Annotated in this window: 20 protein-coding genes and 3 tRNA genes; 11 read left to right on the plus strand and 12 right to left on the minus strand. The window is 53.1% G+C overall.

Going from position 1 to position 20,854, the window contains the following annotated elements:
• The first annotated feature begins 120 nt into the window (after positions 1-120).
• Positions 121-1,224: an AI-2E family transporter gene (locus CIK78_RS08665; protein WP_096279133.1), complete on the plus strand. Its 1,104-nt coding sequence runs from the start codon at positions 121-123 to the stop codon at positions 1,222-1,224.
• A 73-nt stretch (positions 1,225-1,297) separates the two neighbouring features.
• On the opposite strand, the gene trxA is transcribed toward CIK78_RS08665, so the two are convergent.
• On the minus strand, positions 1,298-1,621 hold the full coding sequence (gene trxA / locus CIK78_RS08670; protein ID WP_096279135.1) for a thioredoxin: 324 nt from the start codon (positions 1,619-1,621) through the stop codon (positions 1,298-1,300).
• 362 nt (positions 1,622-1,983) lie between these two features.
• Between trxA and cysB the strand changes: the two genes are divergently transcribed.
• Positions 1,984-2,958, plus strand: a complete 975-nt coding sequence (gene cysB, locus CIK78_RS08675) for an HTH-type transcriptional regulator CysB (protein WP_096279137.1) — start codon at positions 1,984-1,986, stop codon at positions 2,956-2,958.
• A 26-nt stretch (positions 2,959-2,984) separates the two neighbouring features.
• On the opposite strand, the gene CIK78_RS08680 is transcribed toward cysB, so the two are convergent.
• Both CIK78_RS08680 and pabB read right to left on the minus strand, forming a co-directional pair.
• Entirely contained in the window at positions 2,985-3,605 is a 621-nt protein-coding gene (locus CIK78_RS08680; protein ID WP_096279139.1) for a phosphoadenosine phosphosulfate reductase family protein, read from the minus strand.
• Between the two features lie 133 nt (positions 3,606-3,738).
• Positions 3,739-5,094 (minus strand): aminodeoxychorismate synthase component I, encoded by a 1,356-nt coding sequence (gene pabB, locus CIK78_RS08685; RefSeq protein WP_096279141.1) that lies wholly within the window; start codon positions 5,092-5,094, stop codon positions 3,739-3,741.
• 281 nt (positions 5,095-5,375) lie between these two features.
• Here pabB and CIK78_RS08690 point away from each other — a divergent pair, with 281 nt between their 5' ends.
• The 6 genes from CIK78_RS08690 (at position 5,376) to CIK78_RS08715 (ending at position 13,796) form a co-directional block, all read left to right on the plus strand.
• Positions 5,376-6,164, plus strand: a complete 789-nt coding sequence (locus CIK78_RS08690) for a GntR family transcriptional regulator (protein WP_225734453.1) — start codon at positions 5,376-5,378, stop codon at positions 6,162-6,164.
• Positions 6,165-6,207: 43 nt separating this feature from the next.
• Positions 6,208-7,098, plus strand: coding sequence for a methylisocitrate lyase (gene prpB, locus CIK78_RS08695; protein WP_096279143.1), 891 nt, complete (start codon positions 6,208-6,210; stop codon positions 7,096-7,098).
• Between the two features lie 101 nt (positions 7,099-7,199).
• A complete protein-coding gene (gene prpC, locus CIK78_RS08700) occupies positions 7,200-8,327 on the plus strand; it encodes a 2-methylcitrate synthase (RefSeq protein WP_096279145.1) in 1,128 nt (375 codons plus the stop codon).
• Positions 8,328-8,454: 127 nt separating this feature from the next.
• Positions 8,455-11,064, plus strand: coding sequence for a Fe/S-dependent 2-methylisocitrate dehydratase AcnD (gene acnD / locus CIK78_RS08705; protein WP_096279147.1), 2,610 nt, complete (start codon positions 8,455-8,457; stop codon positions 11,062-11,064).
• 18 nt (positions 11,065-11,082) lie between these two features.
• On the plus strand, positions 11,083-12,261 hold the full coding sequence (gene prpF, locus CIK78_RS08710; protein ID WP_096279150.1) for a 2-methylaconitate cis-trans isomerase PrpF: 1,179 nt from the start codon (positions 11,083-11,085) through the stop codon (positions 12,259-12,261).
• A 38-nt stretch (positions 12,262-12,299) separates the two neighbouring features.
• Complete coding sequence (locus CIK78_RS08715; RefSeq protein WP_096279152.1) at positions 12,300-13,796, plus strand: bifunctional 2-methylcitrate dehydratase/aconitate hydratase; 1,497 nt, start codon at positions 12,300-12,302, stop codon at positions 13,794-13,796.
• Between the two features lie 139 nt (positions 13,797-13,935).
• On the opposite strand, the gene CIK78_RS08720 is transcribed toward CIK78_RS08715, so the two are convergent.
• The gene (locus tag CIK78_RS08720) at positions 13,936-14,220 is read right to left on the minus strand and encodes a ComEA family DNA-binding protein (RefSeq protein ID WP_096279154.1); all 285 of its coding nucleotides are present in this window, start codon (positions 14,218-14,220) and stop codon (positions 13,936-13,938) included.
• 279 nt (positions 14,221-14,499) lie between these two features.
• Between CIK78_RS08720 and pyrF the strand changes: the two genes are divergently transcribed.
• Positions 14,500-15,201 (plus strand): orotidine-5'-phosphate decarboxylase, encoded by a 702-nt coding sequence (pyrF, locus tag CIK78_RS08725; RefSeq protein ID WP_096279156.1) that lies wholly within the window; start codon positions 14,500-14,502, stop codon positions 15,199-15,201.
• 54 nt (positions 15,202-15,255) lie between these two features.
• Here the strand turns inward: pyrF and lapB are convergent, their stop codons facing one another.
• The 3 genes from lapB to CIK78_RS08740 form a co-directional block, all read right to left on the minus strand.
• A complete protein-coding gene (gene lapB, locus CIK78_RS08730; protein WP_096279158.1) occupies positions 15,256-16,461 on the minus strand; it encodes a lipopolysaccharide assembly protein LapB in 1,206 nt (401 codons plus the stop codon).
• Positions 16,462-16,767, minus strand: a complete 306-nt coding sequence (locus CIK78_RS08735) for a LapA family protein (RefSeq protein WP_096279160.1) — start codon at positions 16,765-16,767, stop codon at positions 16,462-16,464.
• Positions 16,768-16,866: 99 nt separating this feature from the next.
• The gene (locus tag CIK78_RS08740) at positions 16,867-17,163 is read right to left on the minus strand and encodes an integration host factor subunit beta (protein WP_096279162.1); all 297 of its coding nucleotides are present in this window, start codon (positions 17,161-17,163) and stop codon (positions 16,867-16,869) included.
• A 207-nt stretch (positions 17,164-17,370) separates the two neighbouring features.
• Here CIK78_RS08740 and CIK78_RS08745 point away from each other — a divergent pair, with 207 nt between their 5' ends.
• Together CIK78_RS08745 and CIK78_RS18075 are read left to right on the plus strand one after the other, a co-directional pair.
• The gene (locus CIK78_RS08745) at positions 17,371-17,664 is read left to right on the plus strand and encodes a succinate dehydrogenase assembly factor 2 (RefSeq protein ID WP_096282327.1); all 294 of its coding nucleotides are present in this window, start codon (positions 17,371-17,373) and stop codon (positions 17,662-17,664) included.
• Positions 17,624-18,049 (plus strand): hypothetical protein, encoded by a 426-nt coding sequence (locus CIK78_RS18075; protein WP_225734454.1) that lies wholly within the window; start codon positions 17,624-17,626, stop codon positions 18,047-18,049. Before CIK78_RS08745 ends, CIK78_RS18075 begins: the two co-directional genes overlap by 41 nt.
• Here the strand turns inward: CIK78_RS18075 and nadB are convergent.
• The 5 genes from nadB to pgsA all read right to left on the minus strand — a co-directional run bounded on the left by nadB (position 18,026) and on the right by pgsA (position 20,835).
• Positions 18,026-19,627, minus strand: coding sequence for an L-aspartate oxidase (gene nadB / locus CIK78_RS08755; protein WP_096279164.1), 1,602 nt, complete (start codon positions 19,625-19,627; stop codon positions 18,026-18,028). The two genes, CIK78_RS18075 and nadB, sit on opposite strands and share 24 nt — an antisense overlap.
• Positions 19,628-19,854: 227 nt before the next feature.
• Positions 19,855-19,941: transfer RNA gene (locus tag CIK78_RS08760), tRNA-Leu, on the minus strand.
• A gap of 84 nt (positions 19,942-20,025) precedes the next feature.
• Positions 20,026-20,099: transfer RNA gene (locus CIK78_RS08765), tRNA-Cys, on the minus strand.
• Positions 20,100-20,110: 11 nt separating this feature from the next.
• Positions 20,111-20,185: transfer RNA gene (locus tag CIK78_RS08770), tRNA-Gly, on the minus strand.
• Positions 20,186-20,286: 101 nt separating this feature from the next.
• Positions 20,287-20,835 carry a CDP-diacylglycerol--glycerol-3-phosphate 3-phosphatidyltransferase gene (gene pgsA, locus CIK78_RS08775; protein ID WP_096279166.1) on the minus strand — a complete coding sequence of 183 codons (549 nt, stop codon included), beginning with the start codon at positions 20,833-20,835 and terminating at the stop codon, positions 20,287-20,289.
• Positions 20,836-20,854: the final 19 nt, after the last annotated feature.

Genomic DNA, 20,854 nt, shown 5'->3' on the forward strand with positions numbered 1-20,854 from the left:
TTGGAAAGGAAAGTTCAGTGCTGAAGAATGGATGCAAAACAGTTGCTTATTGCTTGCACGGTTAGTGCATTATCGTGCTGGCAACCACTATGAATCTGACAACAGTCTAGGGATGGGTTTATGTCGAAATTATCGGACGAGGATTACCGTACGGTTCCTCTTCATGCCACCTTGGCACTCGCCTCGCTGGTAGTGATCGTTGCGGGAATGAAGGTTGGGTCTGATTTGCTGGTACCACTGTTGCTGGCAATATTTATTGCCGTGGTATGTACCTCTCCGGTGCAATGGCTACACCGCTGTGGCTTGAGTTTGCGATTATCGGCTTTTCTCACTTTAATGGTGCTGCTGGGATTTCTTTCGCTACTCGCCTTGTTGGTAGTTAATAGTTTTAGCACGTTTTTGGCCGCATTACCGGATATTGAATCTCGACTCTACGAGCAGTATTGGAATTTGCTCAATGCACTGTCTGCGCATGGTCTGGCCGTTAATCCAGACCAGGTGAACTCAATGTTTGCCATGGATGATGAAGATTCTTGGATGCCAACCTTGCTAGGAGAGATAGGCAATCTCTTCATGCAAAGCTGTATCGTCGGGTTGCTGGTCATCTTTATGCTTTTTGAGACACTCAATTTTCGCGATAAAATCTCGCGAGCGCTTGAAAATCCTGCCCCAAGTTTAAAGCGATTCAGCGAATTTAGCTTAACGTTAAAGCGTTACTTAGCGGTCAAAACTGTGATTAGCCTGACCACAGGGGTGCTGGTTTGGCTTTCATGCGTCATCATTGGCGTCGAGTTTGCATTGCTGTGGGGGGTATTGGCCTTTGCCCTAAACTTCATTCCGAATATCGGTTCTGCGCTAGCGGCTATCCCGCCGGTACTCTTGCTGCTGGTTGCTCAAGATGGCGGTGCTTTTCAGGCAATGCTTTTAGCCTCGGCTTACTTGGTCATCAACTTTGTACTTGGCAACTTGATTGAGCCGCGGGTGATGGGGCAGGCGTTGGGGCTTTCTACCTTTGTCGCGTTTTTATCACTGGTGGTATGGGGGTGGGTCTTTGGTGCTGCGGGAATGCTGCTCTCAGTGGTGCTTACGATGACATTGAAGATCGCGCTGGATAGCCATCCGCAAACCCGATGGATGGCGCGTTTATTAGGGCCTGGAAAACGTCGTTTAAAAGATACTAGGGCTAGCGATGCACGGCTGCCGCCATGGAGGCGTGAAAAATAGCGTAAAGCGCGAGAGGAAGAGAGTGGCTACCGCCGACTAGGTCGGCGGCTGTTTCAAGTGCTAGGCGCATTCATTAAGCGTTTTGTTCAATGAACTGCGTCAGTTGTGATTTGGATTGCGCGCCAACTAATGAAGCAACTTTGGTGCCGGATTTGAACAGCATGACGGTAGGAACGCCGCGTACACCTTGCTCAGCGGCAATTTCAGGCGCGTCGTCCACATTGACACTGACCACTTTCAGGCTGTCTTGACGTTCAGCAGCCACTTCATCAACGACCGGGGCCATCACTTTACATGGGCCACACCACGGCGCCCAAAATTTCATCAGCACAGGCTGTTCAGCGTTGAGGACTTCTTGCTCAAAATTGGCGTTGGTGACATCAACATTATTAGCCATTTGATTCTCCCGTTTGCGTTGCTCTTACTGTTTCGTTGCCTCAAATGGAGCAACGGTCATTACGCGATCAATTGGCGCTCTTTCACAGCGCTTCCTGTTTATCACGATAATCGTGGGCAGATGTTAGCGTTCGCGAAGGTTGCTGGCAAATTTCCTGTGCGGTAAATGATCACAAAAGTAGAAATTAATGAGTGCCTGTCAGGCGATTTTTTTATACTATAAAAGTATTATCAATGTGTTTTTTATTCTATCTGGTATTATGTAGGGCGCTGTCGCCAAGGCGATGACTGAACGCATCGCCGCTGCAGGGTCAGAATGAACGCCCAGGCATGGTCTGTATAGACAACAAATAAGGTGAGGATATGAAGCTACAACAGCTCCGCTATATCTGGGAAGTCAGTCGGCATAACTTGAACGTCTCAGCCACAGCACAAAGCCTATTTACCTCACAGCCAGGTATCTCTAAACAAATTCGTTTATTAGAAGACGAGTTAGGTGTGGAGATTTTTGCCCGTAGCGGTAAGCACCTGACACGAGTGACATCGGGCGGGCAGTCGATTATTGATCTGGCTGGCCAAGTTCTGCGCCTCACGGATAATATCAAGCAGGTGGCCCAAGAGCATAGCGATGAGCGTCGGGGAAGCTTGGCAATCGCGACGACGCATACCCAGGCGCGCTATGCATTGCCGCCGATTATCAGCGAATTCACGTTAAAGTATCCTGATGTGGCACTGCATATGCAGCAGGGTAATCCGAAACAGATCGCGCAAATGGTCAGTGAAGGGCAGGCAGATTTTGCTATTGCCACTGAGTCATTAGAGCTGTTTACCGACTTAGTGCTGCTGCCGTGTTATCGCTGGAATCGCTGTGTACTGGTACCTAAAGGCCATTCGTTAGCAACCCACCAGGGGGCTTTAACGCTTGAAGCGTTGGCTGAGCATCCGCTGGTCACTTACGTTTTTGGCTTTACCGGACGCTCGCAGCTAGACGATGCCTTTAAAGCTAAAGGGCTCTCGCCCAATGTTGTGCTGACGGCGGCAGATGCCGACGTGATTAAAACCTATGTGCGGTTGGGAATGGGGGTCGGAATAGTGGCCCATATGGCGGTCGATGAGGCGATTGATACTGATCTTGTCGCCCTGGATGCCAGCCACTTATTCGCCAGCTCTACAACCAAAATCGGCATTCGTCGCGGTACGTTTATGCGTGGCTACATGTATGACTTTTTACAGCGCTTTGCGCCGCATTTAACCCGTGATCTCGTCGATGAAGCGTTAACGGCAGGTCCACGTCATGAACAATCTTTGTTTGATGACATAGACCTGCCTGAGTATTAATGCTGTAAGTATTTATTCTGTGAATACTAATGCTGTAAGTGCAGTCCGCATTCGCGCTTCTCTTCAACCTTGGTCGGGTCGAAGTAATCGAAGTTGTTGGGTAGGCCATGCGCCTCTAGATACTGGTACATGTCCTTTGCACTCCACTGCAGCAGCGGGGCCACTTTCAATAGGCCATCGCTGTTACGGCTGACCGGCTGCATTTTAGCGCGCTCAGGGGTATCTTCAGCGCGTAGCGCGGTGAACCATACGTCGGGCTGCATTTCACTCAGTGCGCGCTCGAAGGGCTCAAGTTTTACTTCTTGCGTAAAGACCGCGTGGCGCGAGTCATCTATGCCCGGCATGGGGCCATCCAACGCTTCGCGATGGGCGCGGGTACGGCGAGGTAAAAAGCTAATAACCTTTAAATCGAGCTGTTGGATAACCGTATCGGCAAATTGGTACGTGGCCTCGGTGTTATAGCCGCTGTCCATCCATACGATAGGAATGTCGGGGCGCACCTGGCTTACCATATGCAGAATCACCGCCTCAAAGGGGCGAAAGTTAGTGGTGCAGATAGGTCGCGCGCCCTGGGACAGCGCCCATTCAATTAGCCCTTGGGGGTTATTGGCGAAGTCGCGGTTAATCGCTTCAAGCTCTGAGGACATATGGCCTCCTATTCAGGTGTAGAGTCATCGCTGCTAAGCTCATCAGCCGCTAGGCTATCAAATTCAAGTCAGGTTCCCCCAATACCGTTTGGTTAGGCTTTTATATTCCTTTTTGATATTTTATTTGCGTTGCTTATTCCAAAGCCTCGATGAGGTGACGGATTTTATCCAAGGTCTCGGTATACTCCTCGTCGGCTTGAGAGTCGGCCACTAATCCTCCACCACCCCATACGTGTAGTTTCCCAGCCTCTGCCACCATTGTGCGGATAGCGATAGACGTATCCATGCTGCCGCGCACATCCACGTAGCCCAAGCTGCCACAGTAGACGCTTCTCTTGCAGGGCTCTAACTCGTCGATGATCTGCATGGCGCGAATTTTCGGTGCGCCGGTAATTGAGCCACCGGGAAAGGCGGCTTTGAGCAGCGTCAGAGGGTTACAGTCCTCGGCTAACGTTCCCTGCACCACGCTGACCAAATGGTGAACGTTAGGATAGCTCTCTAAATGACATAGTTGCGGCACGCGAATAGAGCCTGGTAGACACACGCGGCCTAGGTCGTTGCGGAGTAGATCGACAATCATGACATTTTCAGCGCGATCTTTGCGGCTGCTCAGAAGTTGCTCAGCTAGCGCCTTATCCTCGTCGGGCGTTTGACCACGAGGACGAGTGCCCTTAATCGGGCGTGTTTCCACTTGACCATCGCGGCTTTGAATAAAGCGTTCAGGCGAAAGTGACAGCACGGCTTTGTCATTCCAGGTCATAAAGCCTGAAAAAGGCGTTGGTGTTGCTTTTCGCAACAAAAGGTACGCCTGCCATTCATCCCCTTGATAGTCAGCATAAAAGCGCTGAGCCAGATTGATTTGATAGCAGTCGCCTGCGCGAATATAGCGCTGAACGGCATCAAAGCGCGTGACGTACTCGGCATGGCTCTGCTCAGCCTTAAATGTGCTGCTCAATGTAAAAACGCTGTCTTGCATTGGCTCTTGAGCAAGCCAGCTTTCTACTTCCTTACGGCGCTCTGGTGTGGCGATTAACCATGCCTGTTGGGCTGCGTGGTCAAACGTGATGCACCAGTCGTAAAGCCCTAGGCGCGCCTGGGGTAGTGATACAGCGCTGGTTTTCAGGCCCGAGATAGACAGCGTATTACGGCCTAAGTCATAGCTCCAGTAGCCAATCAGGCCACCTAGGAAAGGTAGCTCACTAGGCTGATTAGGGATTGCAAGCTGATCTAATAGCCACTGCTGATGTGCGAACGCATCGTTGGCCAGCTGAGCCGGAGGGCTAAGCTGGTTGGATTCCACGCTCACTATGCCATCGCCACTCACTTCAAGAGTGGCGAGCGGGTCACTGCTAAGAATGTCGAAGCGGCCGCTGGCGATAGGTCGGCCGCTATCGAGCAGAACGGCGCCAGGGCGTTTGCGCAGGCAGGCGAATGCACCTAAAGGGTCGGTCGAATAGGGCAGGGCAGTAATCGTTAATGCCTTGATCATGAAGCAAACGCCTAACCAGTTAAGAGGGGCGTGACATTTTAGAGGGGCTTGCCAAATGACGCCAGCGCTAGGCTTCGACGCCTTTTTCACGCACTGGCGAGTTCAAGCAAAAAAGGCGGTGTCACGGCAGTGTGTTTAAAATGGCGCGATTGTTGACAAGTCTGTTTCGGATAAGTCTATTTATACGACGAAAGACGCATAAAATCGGCTGGCTCGCCTGGTTGACGGTGCAGTTTGCACGCGCTAGAGTTTGTTTACTTTTCAATTGTCGACAATTATCTATGGCAACACTTACTTCTCATTCCTCTACCGCCGCTGCTGCGCTATCTGAAACGGCGGGCGAACAGGGCGCTCCTTTCGCAATCGCCGCTTCAACTGCAACGTTGCCGGAAGTTCGTACCCTTGCAGAGCGGGTATTTCACCAGCTTCAGGATGCCATTGTGCGTGGTGAACTGGCGCCAGGCAGTAAAATTACCGAGCCCGGGCTTTCGAAAACTTACGGTATCTCACGGGGGCCGCTACGCGAGGCGATGCGGCGCTTAGAGGCACACCGTTTAATTGAACGCGTTCCTCACGTGGGCGCGCGCGTGGTTCAGCTTTCCATGAAAGAGCTTTTAGAGCTTTTTGATCTGCGCGAAGCGTTGGAAAGTATGGCCGCTAGGCTAGCCGCTGAGCATATGTCAGCAGCAGAGGTTCAAGGCTTGCGTGATGTGTTGGCGCTACATGAAGGTCAAGCCGATCTGCAACGAGGCGAGGCCTATTATCAACGTGAAGGTGACCTTGATTTTCACTACTGCATCGTTCAGGGCAGCCACAATAAAATGCTGATGAACCTTCTGTGCGATGACCTCTACTATTTAGTGCGCCTGTATCGCACCCAGTTTAGTGCCAGCGGCACCCGCCCGCAGCGCGCTTTTGTGGAACACCACCGTATTGTAGATGCTATCGAAGCAGGCGATGCGGAGCTAGCAGAGCTGCTGATGCGCCGCCATGTAAGCGCTTCTCGAGCCAATGTGGCTGACCGCTATGCAGCAGCCCTAGCACAGTCCACATCTACATTGCAGCGTTAAAAATAGCTAACAATAACGACACATTAAATAGGAGAAATGTTCCATGTTACAGATGACTCCCGGCGCTCGTTTCCGCGCCGCGCTTGAAGCCAATCGCCCGCTGCCCATTTTAGGCACCATCAATGCATACACCGCGCTGATGGCGGATAAAGTGGGCCACCAGGCGATTTATCTTTCCGGTGGTGGCGTTGCTAATGCTTCTTTCGGCCTTCCAGACCTGGGTATGACCACCATGAACGACGTGGTCGAAGATGCTCACCGGATCTGCGGCGCTACTGAACTGCCGCTGCTGGTAGACATCGATACAGGCTGGGGAGGCGCTTTTAATATTGCGCGCACGGTTAAAGAGATGCAGCGTGCAGGCGTTGCTGCCATTCACATGGAAGATCAGGTCGCTCAGAAGCGCTGTGGTCACCGCCCGAATAAGGCAATTGTGTCTCAGCAGGAAATGGTGGACCGTATCAAGGCTGCTGCCGATGCCAAAATCGATCCCGATTTTTATTTGATTGCACGCACCGATGCATTTCAAAAAGAGGGCCTGGATGCGGCCATTGAGCGCGCAAATGCCTGTATTGAAGCCGGCGCTGACGCGATCTTCGCTGAGGCGGTACACACGCTGGATGATTACAATGCTTTCTGTGAACGCGTCAACGCGCCCATTTTAGCCAATATCACCGAGTTCGGCGCCACGCCGCTATTCACGCAAACGGAGCTGGGCGATGTCGGCTGCCGCATGGTGCTTTATCCACTTTCTGCGTTTCGCGCCATGAATGCGGCGGCGCTGCAGGTGTATCAAAGTATTCTGGATAACGGCCACCAAAAAGAGGTGGTGCCACTGATGCAGACTCGCGACGAGCTTTACGATTTTCTGAATTACCACGATTTTGAGCAGAAGCTGGATGCGTTATTCGTTGAGCAAGGCGATGGCCAATAAGCGTTACACCAGGGTCGTGAGCCCAAGGTAATCGCTTACTGCGCGCTCACAAGATACCTCCATAAAATTCTCAAAATAAAAGTAGCGATAGGAGACACACCATGGCTGATAAACCCGTGACAGGTGCAGGACTACGTGGTCAGAGCGCTGGCAGTACTGCGCTATGCACGGTAGGTAAAACAGGCTCGGGCCTGACCTACCGTGGATTTGATATCAAAGAGCTGGCTGAAAAAGCCAAATTTGAAGAAGTGGCTTACCTGCTGCTAAAGGGAAAACTGCCCAATCAAGCCGAGCTGAGTGAGTACATTAGCAAGCTGAAAAGCCTGCGTGGGCTACCCGATGCGCTTAAGGCCGTGCTCGAGCAGATTCCCAAAGATGCGCATCCTATGGATGTGATGCGCACAGGTACCTCAATGCTGGGCAATCTGGAAACCGAGGAGAGCTTCGATCAGCAGCAGGATGTCTCAGACCGCCTGTTAGCGGTGCTGCCCTCTATCATTTGCTACTGGTATCGTTTCTCCCACGACGGCGTGCGCATCGATACTGAAACCGACGATAACTCCGTAGGCGGTCATTTTCTCAATATGCTGCGCGGTAAACCGGCCTCTGAGCTGCATGCGCGAGTAATGAACGTATCGCTGATTCTATATGCCGAGCATGAATTTAATGCCTCTACCTTTACGGCTCGTGTGTGTGCCTCAACGCTTTCTGATATGCATTCCTGCGTAACCGGGGCGATTGGTTCGCTGCGTGGCCCGCTGCATGGCGGTGCGAATGAAGCCGCCATGGCGATGATTGAGGATTGGCAGTCGCCGGAAGAGGCGGAAACCAAGATCCTGGGCATGCTTGAGCGCAAAGACAAGATCATGGGCTTTGGGCATGCGATTTATCGTGAGTCTGACCCTCGCAACGCGATTATCAAGCACTGGTCGAAAAAGCTCTCTGACGATGTGGGCGATGATGTCCTGTACGCCGTTTCCGAGCGTGTTGAAGCGGTGATGTGGCGCGAGAAGAAGCTGTTCTGTAATGCTGATTTTTTCCACGCTAGCGCTTATCACTTTATGGATATTCCCACCAAACTGTTCACGCCGATTTTTGTCATGTCGCGCGTCACCGGCTGGGCGGCCCATGTGTTTGAACAGCGCGCTAACAATCGCATAATCCGTCCGAGCGCTGATTATACGGGCCCTGAGAAGAGTGAGTGGGTGCCGATTGAAGCACGTCGCTAGTCGACTAAGCTCAGCTTACTGTTCATTCACCTAGCGACATTAACTAGCTATATCAGGCTAGCTGTCCGGCAGCTTTGGCTGCCGGCGTTGTTTTTTTCTCCCCTCGCTTGCTATGAGTGCGTCTGCTATGAATACCGATTACCGAAAACCGCTGCCTGGCACCGAGCTTGAGTTCTTTGATGCTCGCGAGGCGGTTGAAGATATCCAGCCCGGTGCCTATGCACAGCTGCCTTATACCTCCCGCGTGCTGGCTGAGCAGCTGGTACGCCGCTGCAATCCTGAACTACTGACCGATGCACTCAAGCAGTTGATTGAGCGCAAGAGTGACCTGGATTTTCCTTGGTACCCAGCCCGCGTGGTTTGCCATGACATCCTCGGCCAGACTGCCTTGGTCGATTTAGCCGGGCTGCGCGATGCCATTGCCGAGAGGGGCGGTGATCCCGCCAAGGTGAACCCCGTTGTACCGACACAGCTAATTGTTGACCACTCGTTGGCAGTGGAGCACGCAGGATCAGAAGAAGGCGCCTTTGAAAAAAATAGAGCGATTGAAGATCGTCGTAACGACGATCGCTTCCACTTTATTAACTGGACTAAGACAGCCTTTGAAAATGTCGATGTCATCCCGCCGGGTAATGGCATCATGCATCAGATTAATTTGGAAAAAATGTCGCCGGTGGTGCAGAACCGCGATGGCATTGCCTATCCAGATACCTGTGTGGGCACCGACAGCCACACGCCGATGGTCGATGCGCTGGGCGTGATCTCAGTGGGTGTAGGTGGGTTGGAGGCCGAAAGCGTCATGCTGGGTCGAGCATCCATGATGCGCCTACCGGATATTGTGGGCGTAGAGTTAACCGGTAAGCTGCAGCCGGGTATAACCGGCACGGATATGGTGCTGGCGATTACCGAATTTCTGCGCAAACAGCGGGTAGTGGGGGCCTACTTAGAATTTTATGGCGAAGGGGCTGATGCGCTGACCGTGGGCGATCGCGCCACAATTTCGAATATGACGCCTGAGTACGGTGCCACGGCGGCGATGTTCTATATCGACGGCCAAACCATCGATTATTTGAAGCTTACCGGGCGTGAAGATGATCAGGTGGCGCTGGTAGAAACCTATGCCAAACACACCGGCTTATGGGCAGACAGTCTAGCTGACGTTACCTACGAGCGAGTGCTGACCTTTGATCTTTCTTCTGTACATCGCACCCTAGCGGGGCCGTCTAATCCTCACGCTCACCTACCCACCTCAGAGCTTGTTGAACGTGGTATTGCCGTAGGGCTTGATGCCGCACGTGAAGAAGAGAAAGCCGGCAAGATGCCTGATGGCGCGGTTATTATCGCCGCTATCACCAGCTGCACCAATACGTCTAACCCGCGTAACATGGTGGCGGCAGGGCTGATTGCTCGCAACGCCAATCGACTGGGCTTATTGCGCAAGCCGTGGGTAAAGTCATCGCTGGCGCCTGGCTCGAAAACCGTCAAGATGTACCTGGAAGAAGCTGGCTTAATGAGTGAGCTGGAAACTCTCGGCTTCGGCGTGGTTGCCTACGCTTGTACCACCTGCAACGGGATGTCCGGGGCGCTTGATCCGACTATTCAGCAGGAAATTATTGATCGCGACCTCTATGCGACGGCCGTGCTTTCCGGCAACCGCAATTTCGATGGTCGCATTCATCCTCATGCCCAGCAGGCTTTTTTAGCATCGCCGCCGCTGGTCGTCGCCTACGCTATTGCGGGCACAATACGCTTTGATATCGAAAAGGATGTGCTGGGTATCGACCAAGCAGGTAATCCCGTTACCTTGAAAGATATATGGCCGGCCGATGAAGAGATCGACGCCATTGTTAAAGCCGCGGTGAAGCCCGAGCAGTTCCGGCAGACCTATATTCCTATGTTTGACCTGGACAAAAGCGCCCGTACCCTGGTGAGCCCGCTTTACGACTGGCGCCCTGAGAGTACCTATATCCGCCGCCCGCCGTATTGGGAGGGCAACATGGCCAAAGAGCGCACGCTTAAGGGAATGCGCCCATTGGCAATCTTGCCTGACAATATCACCACCGATCACCTGTCGCCCTCTAACGCTATTCAGTTGAACAGCGCTGCGGGCGAGTATCTGGCCAAAATGGGCCTGCCTGAGGAAGACTTCAATTCCTACGCCACTCACCGCGGTGATCATCTAACCGCCCAGCGCGCCACTTTCGCTAACCCTAAGCTGTTTAATGAGATGGTGCGAGAGGCTGATGGCAGCGTAAAGCAGGGCTCGCTGGCGCGAGTTGAGCCCGAAGGTGAGGTGACCCGCATGTGGGAAGCCATCGAAACCTATATGGCGCGCAAACAGCCATTAATTATTATTGCCGGCGCGGATTACGGGCAAGGGTCTTCGCGGGATTGGGCGGCCAAAGGCGTGGCGCTGGCGGGCGTCGAAGCGATTGCCGCCGAAGGCTTTGAGCGTATTCACCGCACTAATTTGATTGGTATGGGCGTAATGCCCATGGAGTTTGAAGCGGGCACCACGCGTATGACGCTGAGTTTAGATGGCACTGAAATATTTGATGTCGAAGGGGCGGCAGCGCCAGGTGCGATGCTCACGCTGGTTATTCATCGAAAAAATGGTGAAAGCGAGCGTGTGGCGATGAAGTGTCGCCTAGATACCGCGGAAGAAGTATCGATTTACACCGCCGGCGGCGTCTTACAGCGCTTTGCCCAGGACTTTCTTGAATCAACTGCCGCTTAGCTTTTAGGAGATAGCATTATGGCCAGTACGCCACAAATAAAAATACCGGCGACCTACATGCGTGGAGGCACCAGTAAAGGCGTGTTTTTTAAGCTCAGCGATTTACCTAGCGTGGCGCAAAAAGCCGGGCCCGAGCGGGACCGGCTATTGCTGCGAGTGATTGGCAGTCCCGACCCTTATGAAAAGCAAATTGATGGGATGGGAGGCGCAACGTCGAGTACCAGCAAAACGGTGATTCTATCTAAAAGTGAGTCTTCCGAGCACGATGTGGACTACCTCTTTGGGCAAGTTTCAATCGATAAACCGGTGGTTGACTGGAGCGGCAACTGCGGCAATCTTTCGGCGGCAGTAGGTCCCTTCGCGATTGCCAATGGCCTGGTGGAGGCTGCCCGCATTCCAGAAAACGGTTTAGCTGAGGTGCGAATTTGGCAGGTCAATATTCAGAAAACTATCGTGTCTCAGGTGCCTATTGTGAATGGGCAGGTGCAGGAAACCGGTGACTTTGAACTCGATGGCGTGACTTTCCCTGCTGCTGAAATTGCGGTGGCCTTTATGGACCCCGCTGATGGTGAAGGGGCGATTTTTCCTACGGGCAATCTTATTGATGATCTGGATGTGCCAGGCGTGGGCAAGTTAAAAGCCACGCTGATCAATGCAGGCATTCCTACGGTGTTTATCAATGCGGCAGACGTTGGATATACCGGGGCAGAGCTGCAGGATGTGATTAATAGCGATAGCCGCGCGCTTAAAATGTTTGAAGCCATTCGTGCTTACAGCGCCGTACGTATGGGGCTGATCAACGATGTGAGTGAAGCTGCCCATCGACAGCACACGCCGAAAGTGGCGTTTGTTGGGCCCCCTGTAGATTACGTCTCCTCTAGTGGGAAGCCTGTGCAGGCCGCCGATATTGACTTGCTGGTGAGGGCGCTCTCGATGGGTAAGCTGCACCATGCCATGATGGGTACCGCTGCGGTGGCCATTGCGGCGGCTGCCGCCATTGAGGGCACGCTGGTTAATCTGGCCGCTGGAGGTGATAAGCGTCAGGCGGTTACCTTTGGCCATCCTTCGGGCAGTTTGCGTGTTGGCGCTGAAGCCAATCTGGTTGACGGACGCTGGCAGATTGATCAGGCCATCATGAGCCGTAGCGCGCGGGTACTGATGGAGGGCGTCGTGAGAATTCCCGGTGACAGCTTTTAGGCCATACTGAATAGGCGGTTATCCATTAGGAGAGCACTATGTCCACTAGAGCACCCGCAACATCCGAAGCCAATGAGCGCCCGGACTATGATCCTGAGCTACAGGCTATTGCCGACTACGTATTGAATTATCAGGTAGCCTCTTCTGAGGCCCTGGAAACAGCGCGTTACTGCCTGATGGACACGCTGGGTTGTGGGCTGCTAGCGCTACGCTTTCCTGAATGCACGAAGCATCTGGGGCCCATTGTTGAAGGCACTGTGGTGCCATTTGGATCTCGAGTGCCGGGCACCTCGCTACGCTTAGACCCGGTTAAGGCAGCGTGGGATATCGGCTGTATTATCCGCTGGTTGGACTACAACGACACTTGGCTAGCCGCCGAGTGGGGTCACCCTTCCGATAATCTCGGCGCGATACTCGCCGTTGCCGATCACCTTTCCCAGCGGCGGGTTGCTCAAGGCGAAGCGGCCCTGGTGATGCGCGATGTGCTCAATGCCATGGTCATGGCCCATGAGATACAGGGCGTGTTGGCGTTGGATAATAGCTTTAATCGCGTGGGGTTAGATCACGTGGTGTTAGTGAAGGTGGCGTCTACCGCGGTGGCCGCCAAGCTTTCCGGAGCCAATCGAGAGCAGATGCTTTCAGCGCTTTCTCACGTTTGGGCCGATGGCCAAAGTCTGCGAACGTATCGTCATGCGCCGAACGCGGGTTCACGTAAAAGCTGGGCGGCCGGCGATGCTACCTCGCGAGGCGTACGCTTGGCTGATATCGCCTTGCGGGGTGAAATGGGCATTCCCAGTGTGCTTTCGGCACCGCAATGGGGCTTCTACGATGTGCTGTTTAGCCATACCAATAAAGATCTAAGCCTAAAGCCAGCGGCTGAGCGACGTTTTCGATTTCAGCGCGAACTCGGCAGCTATGTGATGGAAAATATCTTATTCAAGATCTCTTTTCCCGCCGAGTTCCACGCCCAAACGGCTTGCGAGGCCGCCGTGGCGTTACACCCGCAGGTTAAAAATCGCTTGGCCGATATTGATAAAATTGTGCTTACCACGCACGACTCGGCGATTAGAATTATCTCCAAAACCGGCGCGCTAGCTAATCCCGCGGATCGTGATCACTGCTTGCAATACATGACCGCAGTCCCGCTTATCTTCGGCGCACTTAGTGCTGAACACTATGAAGATAGTTTCCATGTGGCGAACCCGTTGATTGATGAATTGCGCAGTAAAATGCAGGTAAAAGAGAACCCTGAGTATTCGGCCGATTATTATGATCCGGAAAAACGTTCGATCGCTAACGCCGTGCAGGTTTTTTTCACCGATGGAAGCGCAACTGATAACGTTGCCGTGGAATACCCGGTTGGCCATCGGCGTCGGCGGGAAGAGGGGATGCCGCTACTGATCGATAAGTTTAAACATCACCTGGCGACGCGGTTTGCAAAAGATCGCTGCCATAAAATTGCGCAGTTATGCAGCGATCAGATAGCGCTGGAGCAGCTGCCGGTTCATAAGTTTATGGATGCGTGGATGATATAAGTGCCGCTATCAATAATGCCCGGCGCGTCTCGGCGCTACCGGGCAGCTATTTATCAGGGCTAGTTTATTAGAGCTGATTCATTAGAGTTAGCTCATCAGAACTAGGTTCATCAGGACTAAGTTCATCAGGACTATTGTTTCAATCTTCAAAGGTTACCTGGTCGCGCATGCGATCAACGGTGGCTGATCCAATGCCGCTTACGCGAGTAAGGTCGTCCGCGCTATCAAACGCACCGCTGGCTTGACGTTCTTCAATGATGGCCTCTGCTCTGCTTGGGCCAACGCCCGGCAGCTCTGCCAGCAGCTCAGCGTCGGCAGTGTTAACATTGATGGGGGCCAGTTGCTGCGCTAGAACGTTGCTTGAAAGTCCTAAACTGACGCTTAGCAGTAGTGCTACTAACATTCCTTTAAGTGTCATGTTCATCTTGTGATCCTTTTAATAACGGTTGTTAATGAAATTTTTTAATAAATAGTGCCGGCGCCATGTAATAAAGAGCTTTACCGTTGTAAACAATAAATATCATCTCAATAAACGTCGCGCCATAGTTAACTTAGCGCTATATGTTGAGTGATTATGTCAGCGATGTGTGACAGCAGTTGTAAGTTTTTCGCTACGGGAATATGGCAAATGGCTTACAAACTCAGGGCGCGAGAAGAGGGGGGAGGCTGATATAATGGCTGAAAACGTATTTGGAGCAACGTTGTGGCCACTGATTCCCCGATTATTATTGCGCTAGACTATCCCTCGTTAGATGCTGCTTTGTGCATGGCTGACCAGTTAGATCCTGCCCGCTGCCGGGTGAAAGTCGGTAAAGAGCTGTTTACGCGCAGTGGGCCTGCGGTGCTTGATGCTCTACACGGGCGCGGCTTTGAAGTGTTTCTGGATCTTAAGTTTCACGATATCCCTAACACCGTGGCGAGTGCCGTACAGGCGGCTGCGGAGCAGGGCGTGTGGATGGTCAATGTGCACGCCAGCGGTGGCCGGCGGATGATGGAAGCGGCCGTCCAGCGTTTAGAGCAACAGCATTTAACGACTCACCTGATTGCCGTTACTGTATTAACCAGTATGCAGGCCGATGATTTGGCCGATATCGGTATCAATATCTCGGTCAAGGAGCACGTAGAGCGCTTAGCACTGCTGGCGCAACACAGCGGCCTTCAAGGTGTTGTGTGTTCGGCACAGGAGTCTGCTGACATTCAAACGCTGTGCGGCGATGCCTTCTTGAAAGTGACGCCTGGCATTCGACCTACGTTTGCATCGGTTGATGACCAGCAGCGGATCATGACGCCTAGCGCAGCTATTGAAGCAGGCAGCACGCACTTGGTTATCGGCCGTCCTATCACGCAAGCTGATGATCCTATGGCCGCGCTACATATGGTTGAAGAGGAGTTGGGTCAGCGCTAAGTCAAAGCAAGTGCACAGGTGGGTTAGGAGGTGGAAGTGGCTAATGGCGAGATGCTATTCACCTTCTACGCCAATAATGGGCTTTATCGTTCCCCAGTAACGACAGCTGGGGCACTGCCATTGAAGCGCATCACTAGCAAGGCCGCAGCGTTGACAGCGGTGGCGCGTGCGGTTTAGAAGCAGCGCATCAGTATGATGTTTAAGCAATAGCAGGCGCGTATCAGGGGCTTCTTTGCCACTTTGTCGCTGGCTTTCAATGTAAAGATCGATTAAGTAGTCCAGCCCGCCTAGGCTAGGCACGGCGCGCAAGCGCTCGCCGACCAACGTAATGGCTTTGTCGACCCCGTCACGTTGATGAACGAGCTCCCCCAGCGCAATGATAATACTGGTATAAGGTGCTTGCTCAAGCAGTCGAAACAAGTGTGCTTCATAGCCCGCTTCGTCATCTTGGCGTAAGTAGGCGCGTTTAAGCGCCGGCAACATAGTCGGTATGTGTGTGGTTTCTTGATGCACTATGCAATCCAGCCGCTCAATGGCGCGGCCATAATGGCCGTTATCCATCTCTAGGTCAGCCAGTAGCAGGGTAGCGCGAACGCAGTTTTCGTCCAGTTGAAGCGCTTTTTTGAGGTGCCTTTTCGCCAGTGCCCGGCTGGCTTCACTGATTTCTTCGAGCGCTAACTCGCATAGCCAATGGGCTGCGGGGCGTCGCATTGCCGGGCGCTGTTTGAGTATGGGCTGAATTACTTCTAACGCATCTCGCCATGCTTTTTCACGCTCTAATAAATCGATGAGCAGCTGTTTGGCAGCATAGCGGTGATTATCGTCGGTGCTATTTTCCAGCAGAGTATTAAGCAGGCGTTGAGCTCGGTCATGGACGCCGAGTGCCATGAAGTCGCGAGCAAGCTCTAGCTGGATCTGTTCGTTGGTATGCTGAGGGAGCTCTGGGCGGGCTAACAAGTTTTGGTGAATGCTTACCGCTTTATCAGCTTCGCCTCGGGCGCGAAATAATTTGCCCAGGGCAATGTGCGTATCTACGGTGTCGCTGTTCACCGCCAGCACGTTAATGAAGGTATTAATGGCTTCGTCAGGCTGCTCGTTAAGCAGGTAATTGAGCCCGACGAAGTAATCTCGCGATAAGACCTGCGAAGTCGGCGCGGACGATGGATGCTGCTGCCGGCGGCGCGTAGCCTGCCGGTAACCTAGCCCGTAGCCGATAGCAATAGCGGTGAGTAATACGCCTAGCAGCGCAGTATCCAGCATTTATGCCAGTTCCTTGAACTCCTGGGTACGCAGACTATCGAGTTCCTTACGCTGCTGCTTATTATGCCGCTGGCTGCGTGCTAGCGTTGCTTTCAGTCGCACGTAAACACCTAACATCGCGAGCATGCCCAGCAGAACGCCAAAGACTAATGTTGCTAGCAGCCAGACCGAAAGCGATACTGCCGGTAGCTCTAGCCAAATTAGATTCAAGGCAATCGTTTGCTGATTATTGACGGCAAACAGGATGCCTACCAGTACGACTGCCAGCAAAATAACGGCTAAAATCAGCCCTTTTATCCAACGCATGAGAGTTCCCTAGTCTGTGACATTCACGGTAGCTCTATTGTGTACGACTCAAGGCCCGACGTCATCCCAGATTCGGTCGGGTAGTGTAATAACTGATCGCTAGTAGCCAAGAGCGCGGCTAGCGTCGACCTGCTCACGCAGCTCTTTTCCCGGCTTAAAGTGCGGCACATACTTGCCTTCTAAATCAACGGCATCGCCCGTTTTGGGGTTGCGCCCAACCCGCGGCTCTCGGTAGTGCAGCGAAAAGCTGCCGAAGCCGCGGATCTCAACGCGACCGCCACTCGATAGTGCGTCGGTCATATCGTCTAGGATAATGCGCACCGCCGTTTCAACATCTTTGGCGGATAACTCCGGTTGACGCATCGCGATTTGTTCGATTAATTCAGATTTAGTCATCGGTTAGCTCCCTGCGAACATTGAAGGCCGTGACGCGCTCCCGACCTCACTAACATCAAATTCAGCATACTGCGCTATTGAATATAAAACAATTCAGATAAAACAAGGTTCTAGACCCATTAGCAGCATAGGCGAAGTGTGGCGCTGGCGCGACCCTGTAGCTTAGGTATACTGGCTTTTCATTTTTGTGATCTTGAGAGGCTGACGTTGAGCGACGACACATCCCCTGCAGCTGTACGGCGCAAGCGGCTTTATTGGCACTCCCGCCGAGGTATGTGGGAGCTTGATTTGCTGCTAATTCCGTTTCTTGAGCAACGCTTTGATCAGCTTAGTGATGCGGATAAGCTGGCCTATGAGCAATTAATTGAAGGTGAGGACCAGGATCTTTTTGTCTGGCTCATGCATCGGGAGTGGCCTGAAGAAGCCAGCCAGCGTCGCATTGTACAAATGATTGTTGAACATGCTGAAACCACCGATAATTCTGCCTATCGCACCCTCTAACTATTGGCTGTCAGCACAATGCTGCCTTTTTACTGGATTGGCGGCGCTGGGCTATTGGGTCGGCGGTGCGTTAGCGCTGATGCTGGTGAGTACGCTAGGGGCTATCGCCCTCTGGCGTGCTTACACTCAAGCACCTAAAGGCGTGCTTAGCCTTAGTTCAACGGCATCGTCATGCTATGGCCGCTGGCTGCTACCGTTTGATCCAGAGCAGTCGGCGGGTAGCCGCCCATCACTTGGCGATGAATATCAAGTGCGCTGCGACTACTTGGGGCCTTGGTTGATCGGTCTTTACGTGGGAAAGCAGAGGATTTGGCTTTGGCCGGACAGTGCGCCGCCAGAGCGCTTGCGTGAAGTAAGGCGGCTATTTCATCGTCCCGGGCGCTAGATGCATGCTTGAGAGCATTGAAGCGGTGGGTTTAGGCTGCTGATGAGGCCAATCGGTCGTGAAATGCAGGCCGCGTGACTCACGTCGCTGCTGGGCAGCCAGTACTGTCAATATGGCCAGCTGCAGTGCCTGAATTAGGCGACGGCCTTCTGGGGCTGCTTGGATGCCTTCAAGTCCTTCCGCGCTGTTTAACAGCGCCTTTAGCTGCTCCATGGCCGTTTTTAATCCCGCATTGCTGCGCACAATGCACACATGCTGGCTCATCACTTGACGCATGCGCTGGCGAATGTCCTTCAGTGCCGATTGAGAAATAGCGGACGCCGCAGGTTGGGCGGGAGGACGATATTCATCGCGGTGTAAGCCTTTGTCTTGTTTTTGCGCGCAGGCTAATAGTGCTTGTGCGCAGCTCCTAGCAAACACCAAACACTCAAGCAGCGAGTTGCTTGCCATTCGGTTAGCTCCATGCAGGCCTGTGCATGCCGTTTCACCAATGGCATAAAGGTTAATAACGCTGGTAGCGCCTTGCAGGTTGGTGGCGATGCCGCCGCAGCTATAGTGGGCGGCAGGCACCACAGGGATAGCTTGCTGGGTAATATCAATGCCCCGAGTGATGCAATGAGCTTGAATGGTAGGGAAGTGGTGGCGAATGGCCTCGGTGCCTAGATGACGAATATCCAGCCACACGTGGCCGAGCGTGCCGCGCTGTATCTCAGTATCAATAGCGCGGGCGACGATATCGCGAGGCGCCAGCTCGGCGCGTTGATCCAGCGCCAGCATAAAGCGCTGCCCGGTTTCATTTAGCAGGTGTCCACCTTCGCCCCGCACTGCCTCGCTGATCAAAAAGGCGGGGCCTTCAGGGTCAAATAAGCAGGTCGGATGAAACTGCTGAAACTCCAAATTCATTAGCTGGGCGCCCAGCTCGGCGGCCATCATCATGCCTTCGCCGCTGCTTGGGGTTGGCGTTGTGGTGTGTTGATAAAGCCCGCTGGCACCGCCGGTGGCGATAACGGTATGGCGTGCCGTAATCGAGTGCCACTGTTGGTTAAGATCACTGCCATAGGCGCCTCGACACCTACCGCTATCATCTTGTGATAAGCTAACGATTGTTAGGTCGTTGCGCTGCATAATCCGTGGATGCTGTGCGACCTTATCTAATAGCGTCTCTACCACGGCGCGCCCCGTGGCGTCATCTGCGTGGATGATGCGTCGGGCATTGTGGCCACCCTCACGAGTCAGATGATACGGGTAGCGTGCGTCAGGGTCGGTCTCAGGCGTAAAAGGAACGCCTTTATCGATCAGCCACTGAATGGCGGAGGGGCCGTTGGCGACGGTAAACCGAACGGCCTCTGTATCGCACAGGCCATCCCCCGCAACCAGCGTATCGTTAATATGTGCTTCGAGGTTGTCGTCAGGTGAAAGAACCGCGGCAATACCGCCCTGTGCCCAGCGGCTGGCCCCTTGGTCGTCTTGAGCAGGGCGCACGAGCATTACTGACAGGTGGTCAGCAATGTCCAGAGCAAGCGTTAACCCGGCAACGCCGCCGCCAATGATCAGTACGTCGGGTGTTGGCGTGCTCATGATGCCCGCTCCTTATTGTTGGTTCGCGTGCTTGCCGGATGTCAGTTCACGGTCAGTGTCTAGGCGAACGAAAGCCGAGCATCATAGCGTGACAATGACTAAATGACGATATTGCTGAACGCAAAATAGGCCCTGCAAGCGTTCGCCTGGGGCAATAAGAATAGCTAACTCAATAGAAAGGAGGGCAGCCAAAAGCTGAAGAGAAATGAAGAGTCAAACAAAAGAAATGGTGCCCGGAGCCGGACTTGAACCGGCACGGGGTTTCCCCCGAGAGATTTTAAGTCTCTTGCGTCTACCGATTTCGCCATCCGGGCAAATCATTGCAATGTTGTTTCAAATTTTTTTCAAAAAAACTTTGAAAAATGGTGCTTTGAAAAGCCATTGCTACACGAGAAATGTGGAGGCTGGAGTCGGAATCGAACCGGCGTACACGGAGTTGCAGTCCGCTGCATAACCACTCTGCCATCCAGCCTCAAGAGTCATTGGAGCGGGAAAGGAGATTCGAACTCCCGACCCTCGCCTTGGCAAGGCGATGCTCTACCACTGAGCTATTCCCGCTCGACTCGATGGCGAATTATACGGATCACCACCGAGTTGTCAATCAATCAATCTTAGATTGTTACTTATTTATTTATCAGCAGCTTACACGGAGCGACTAGTTACATCGAACGGCTGAGATGCGGCCAGGCGGCTTTTAGATACTGAATCATTGACCAGAGCGTTAGAGCAGCGGCGACATACACTACGACAACGCCTACCAGCGCAAGCGGGTGCGCTGGCGGGAAAGCCAGTAGAATGAGTAAGGAGACCATTTGTAGCGTTGTTTTGAGCTTGCCAACCCATGATACAGCCACCATGCCACGCTTGCCCATTTCCGCCATCCATTCTCGCAGAGCTGAAATAACAATTTCCCGGCCGATAATGACGAGGGCGGGAAGCGTTAGCACTAACGTGTCGTAGCGTTCAATTAATAGTGCCAGGGCCACCACGACCATGAGCTTGTCGGCCACAGGATCTAAAAAAGCGCCAAACGGCGTTGACTGATTCCAGCGGCGTGCTAAATAGCCGTCCAGCCAGTCAGTAATCGAGGCTAGGCCAAATAGCCCCGCTGCCACGGGCATGCTCCAGTTGAACGGGAGATAAAACAGCACCACGAGTAGCGGGATGAAGGCGATTCTCGCCAGGGTCAGTATGTTGGGTATATTCATCGCAGGAAGCGATCCTTGC

Origin of the sequence: Halomonas sp. JB37 (assembly GCF_002332255.1) — a bacterium.
In the GTDB taxonomy this organism is placed as follows: Bacteria; Pseudomonadota; Gammaproteobacteria; order Pseudomonadales; family Halomonadaceae; genus Vreelandella; species Vreelandella casei.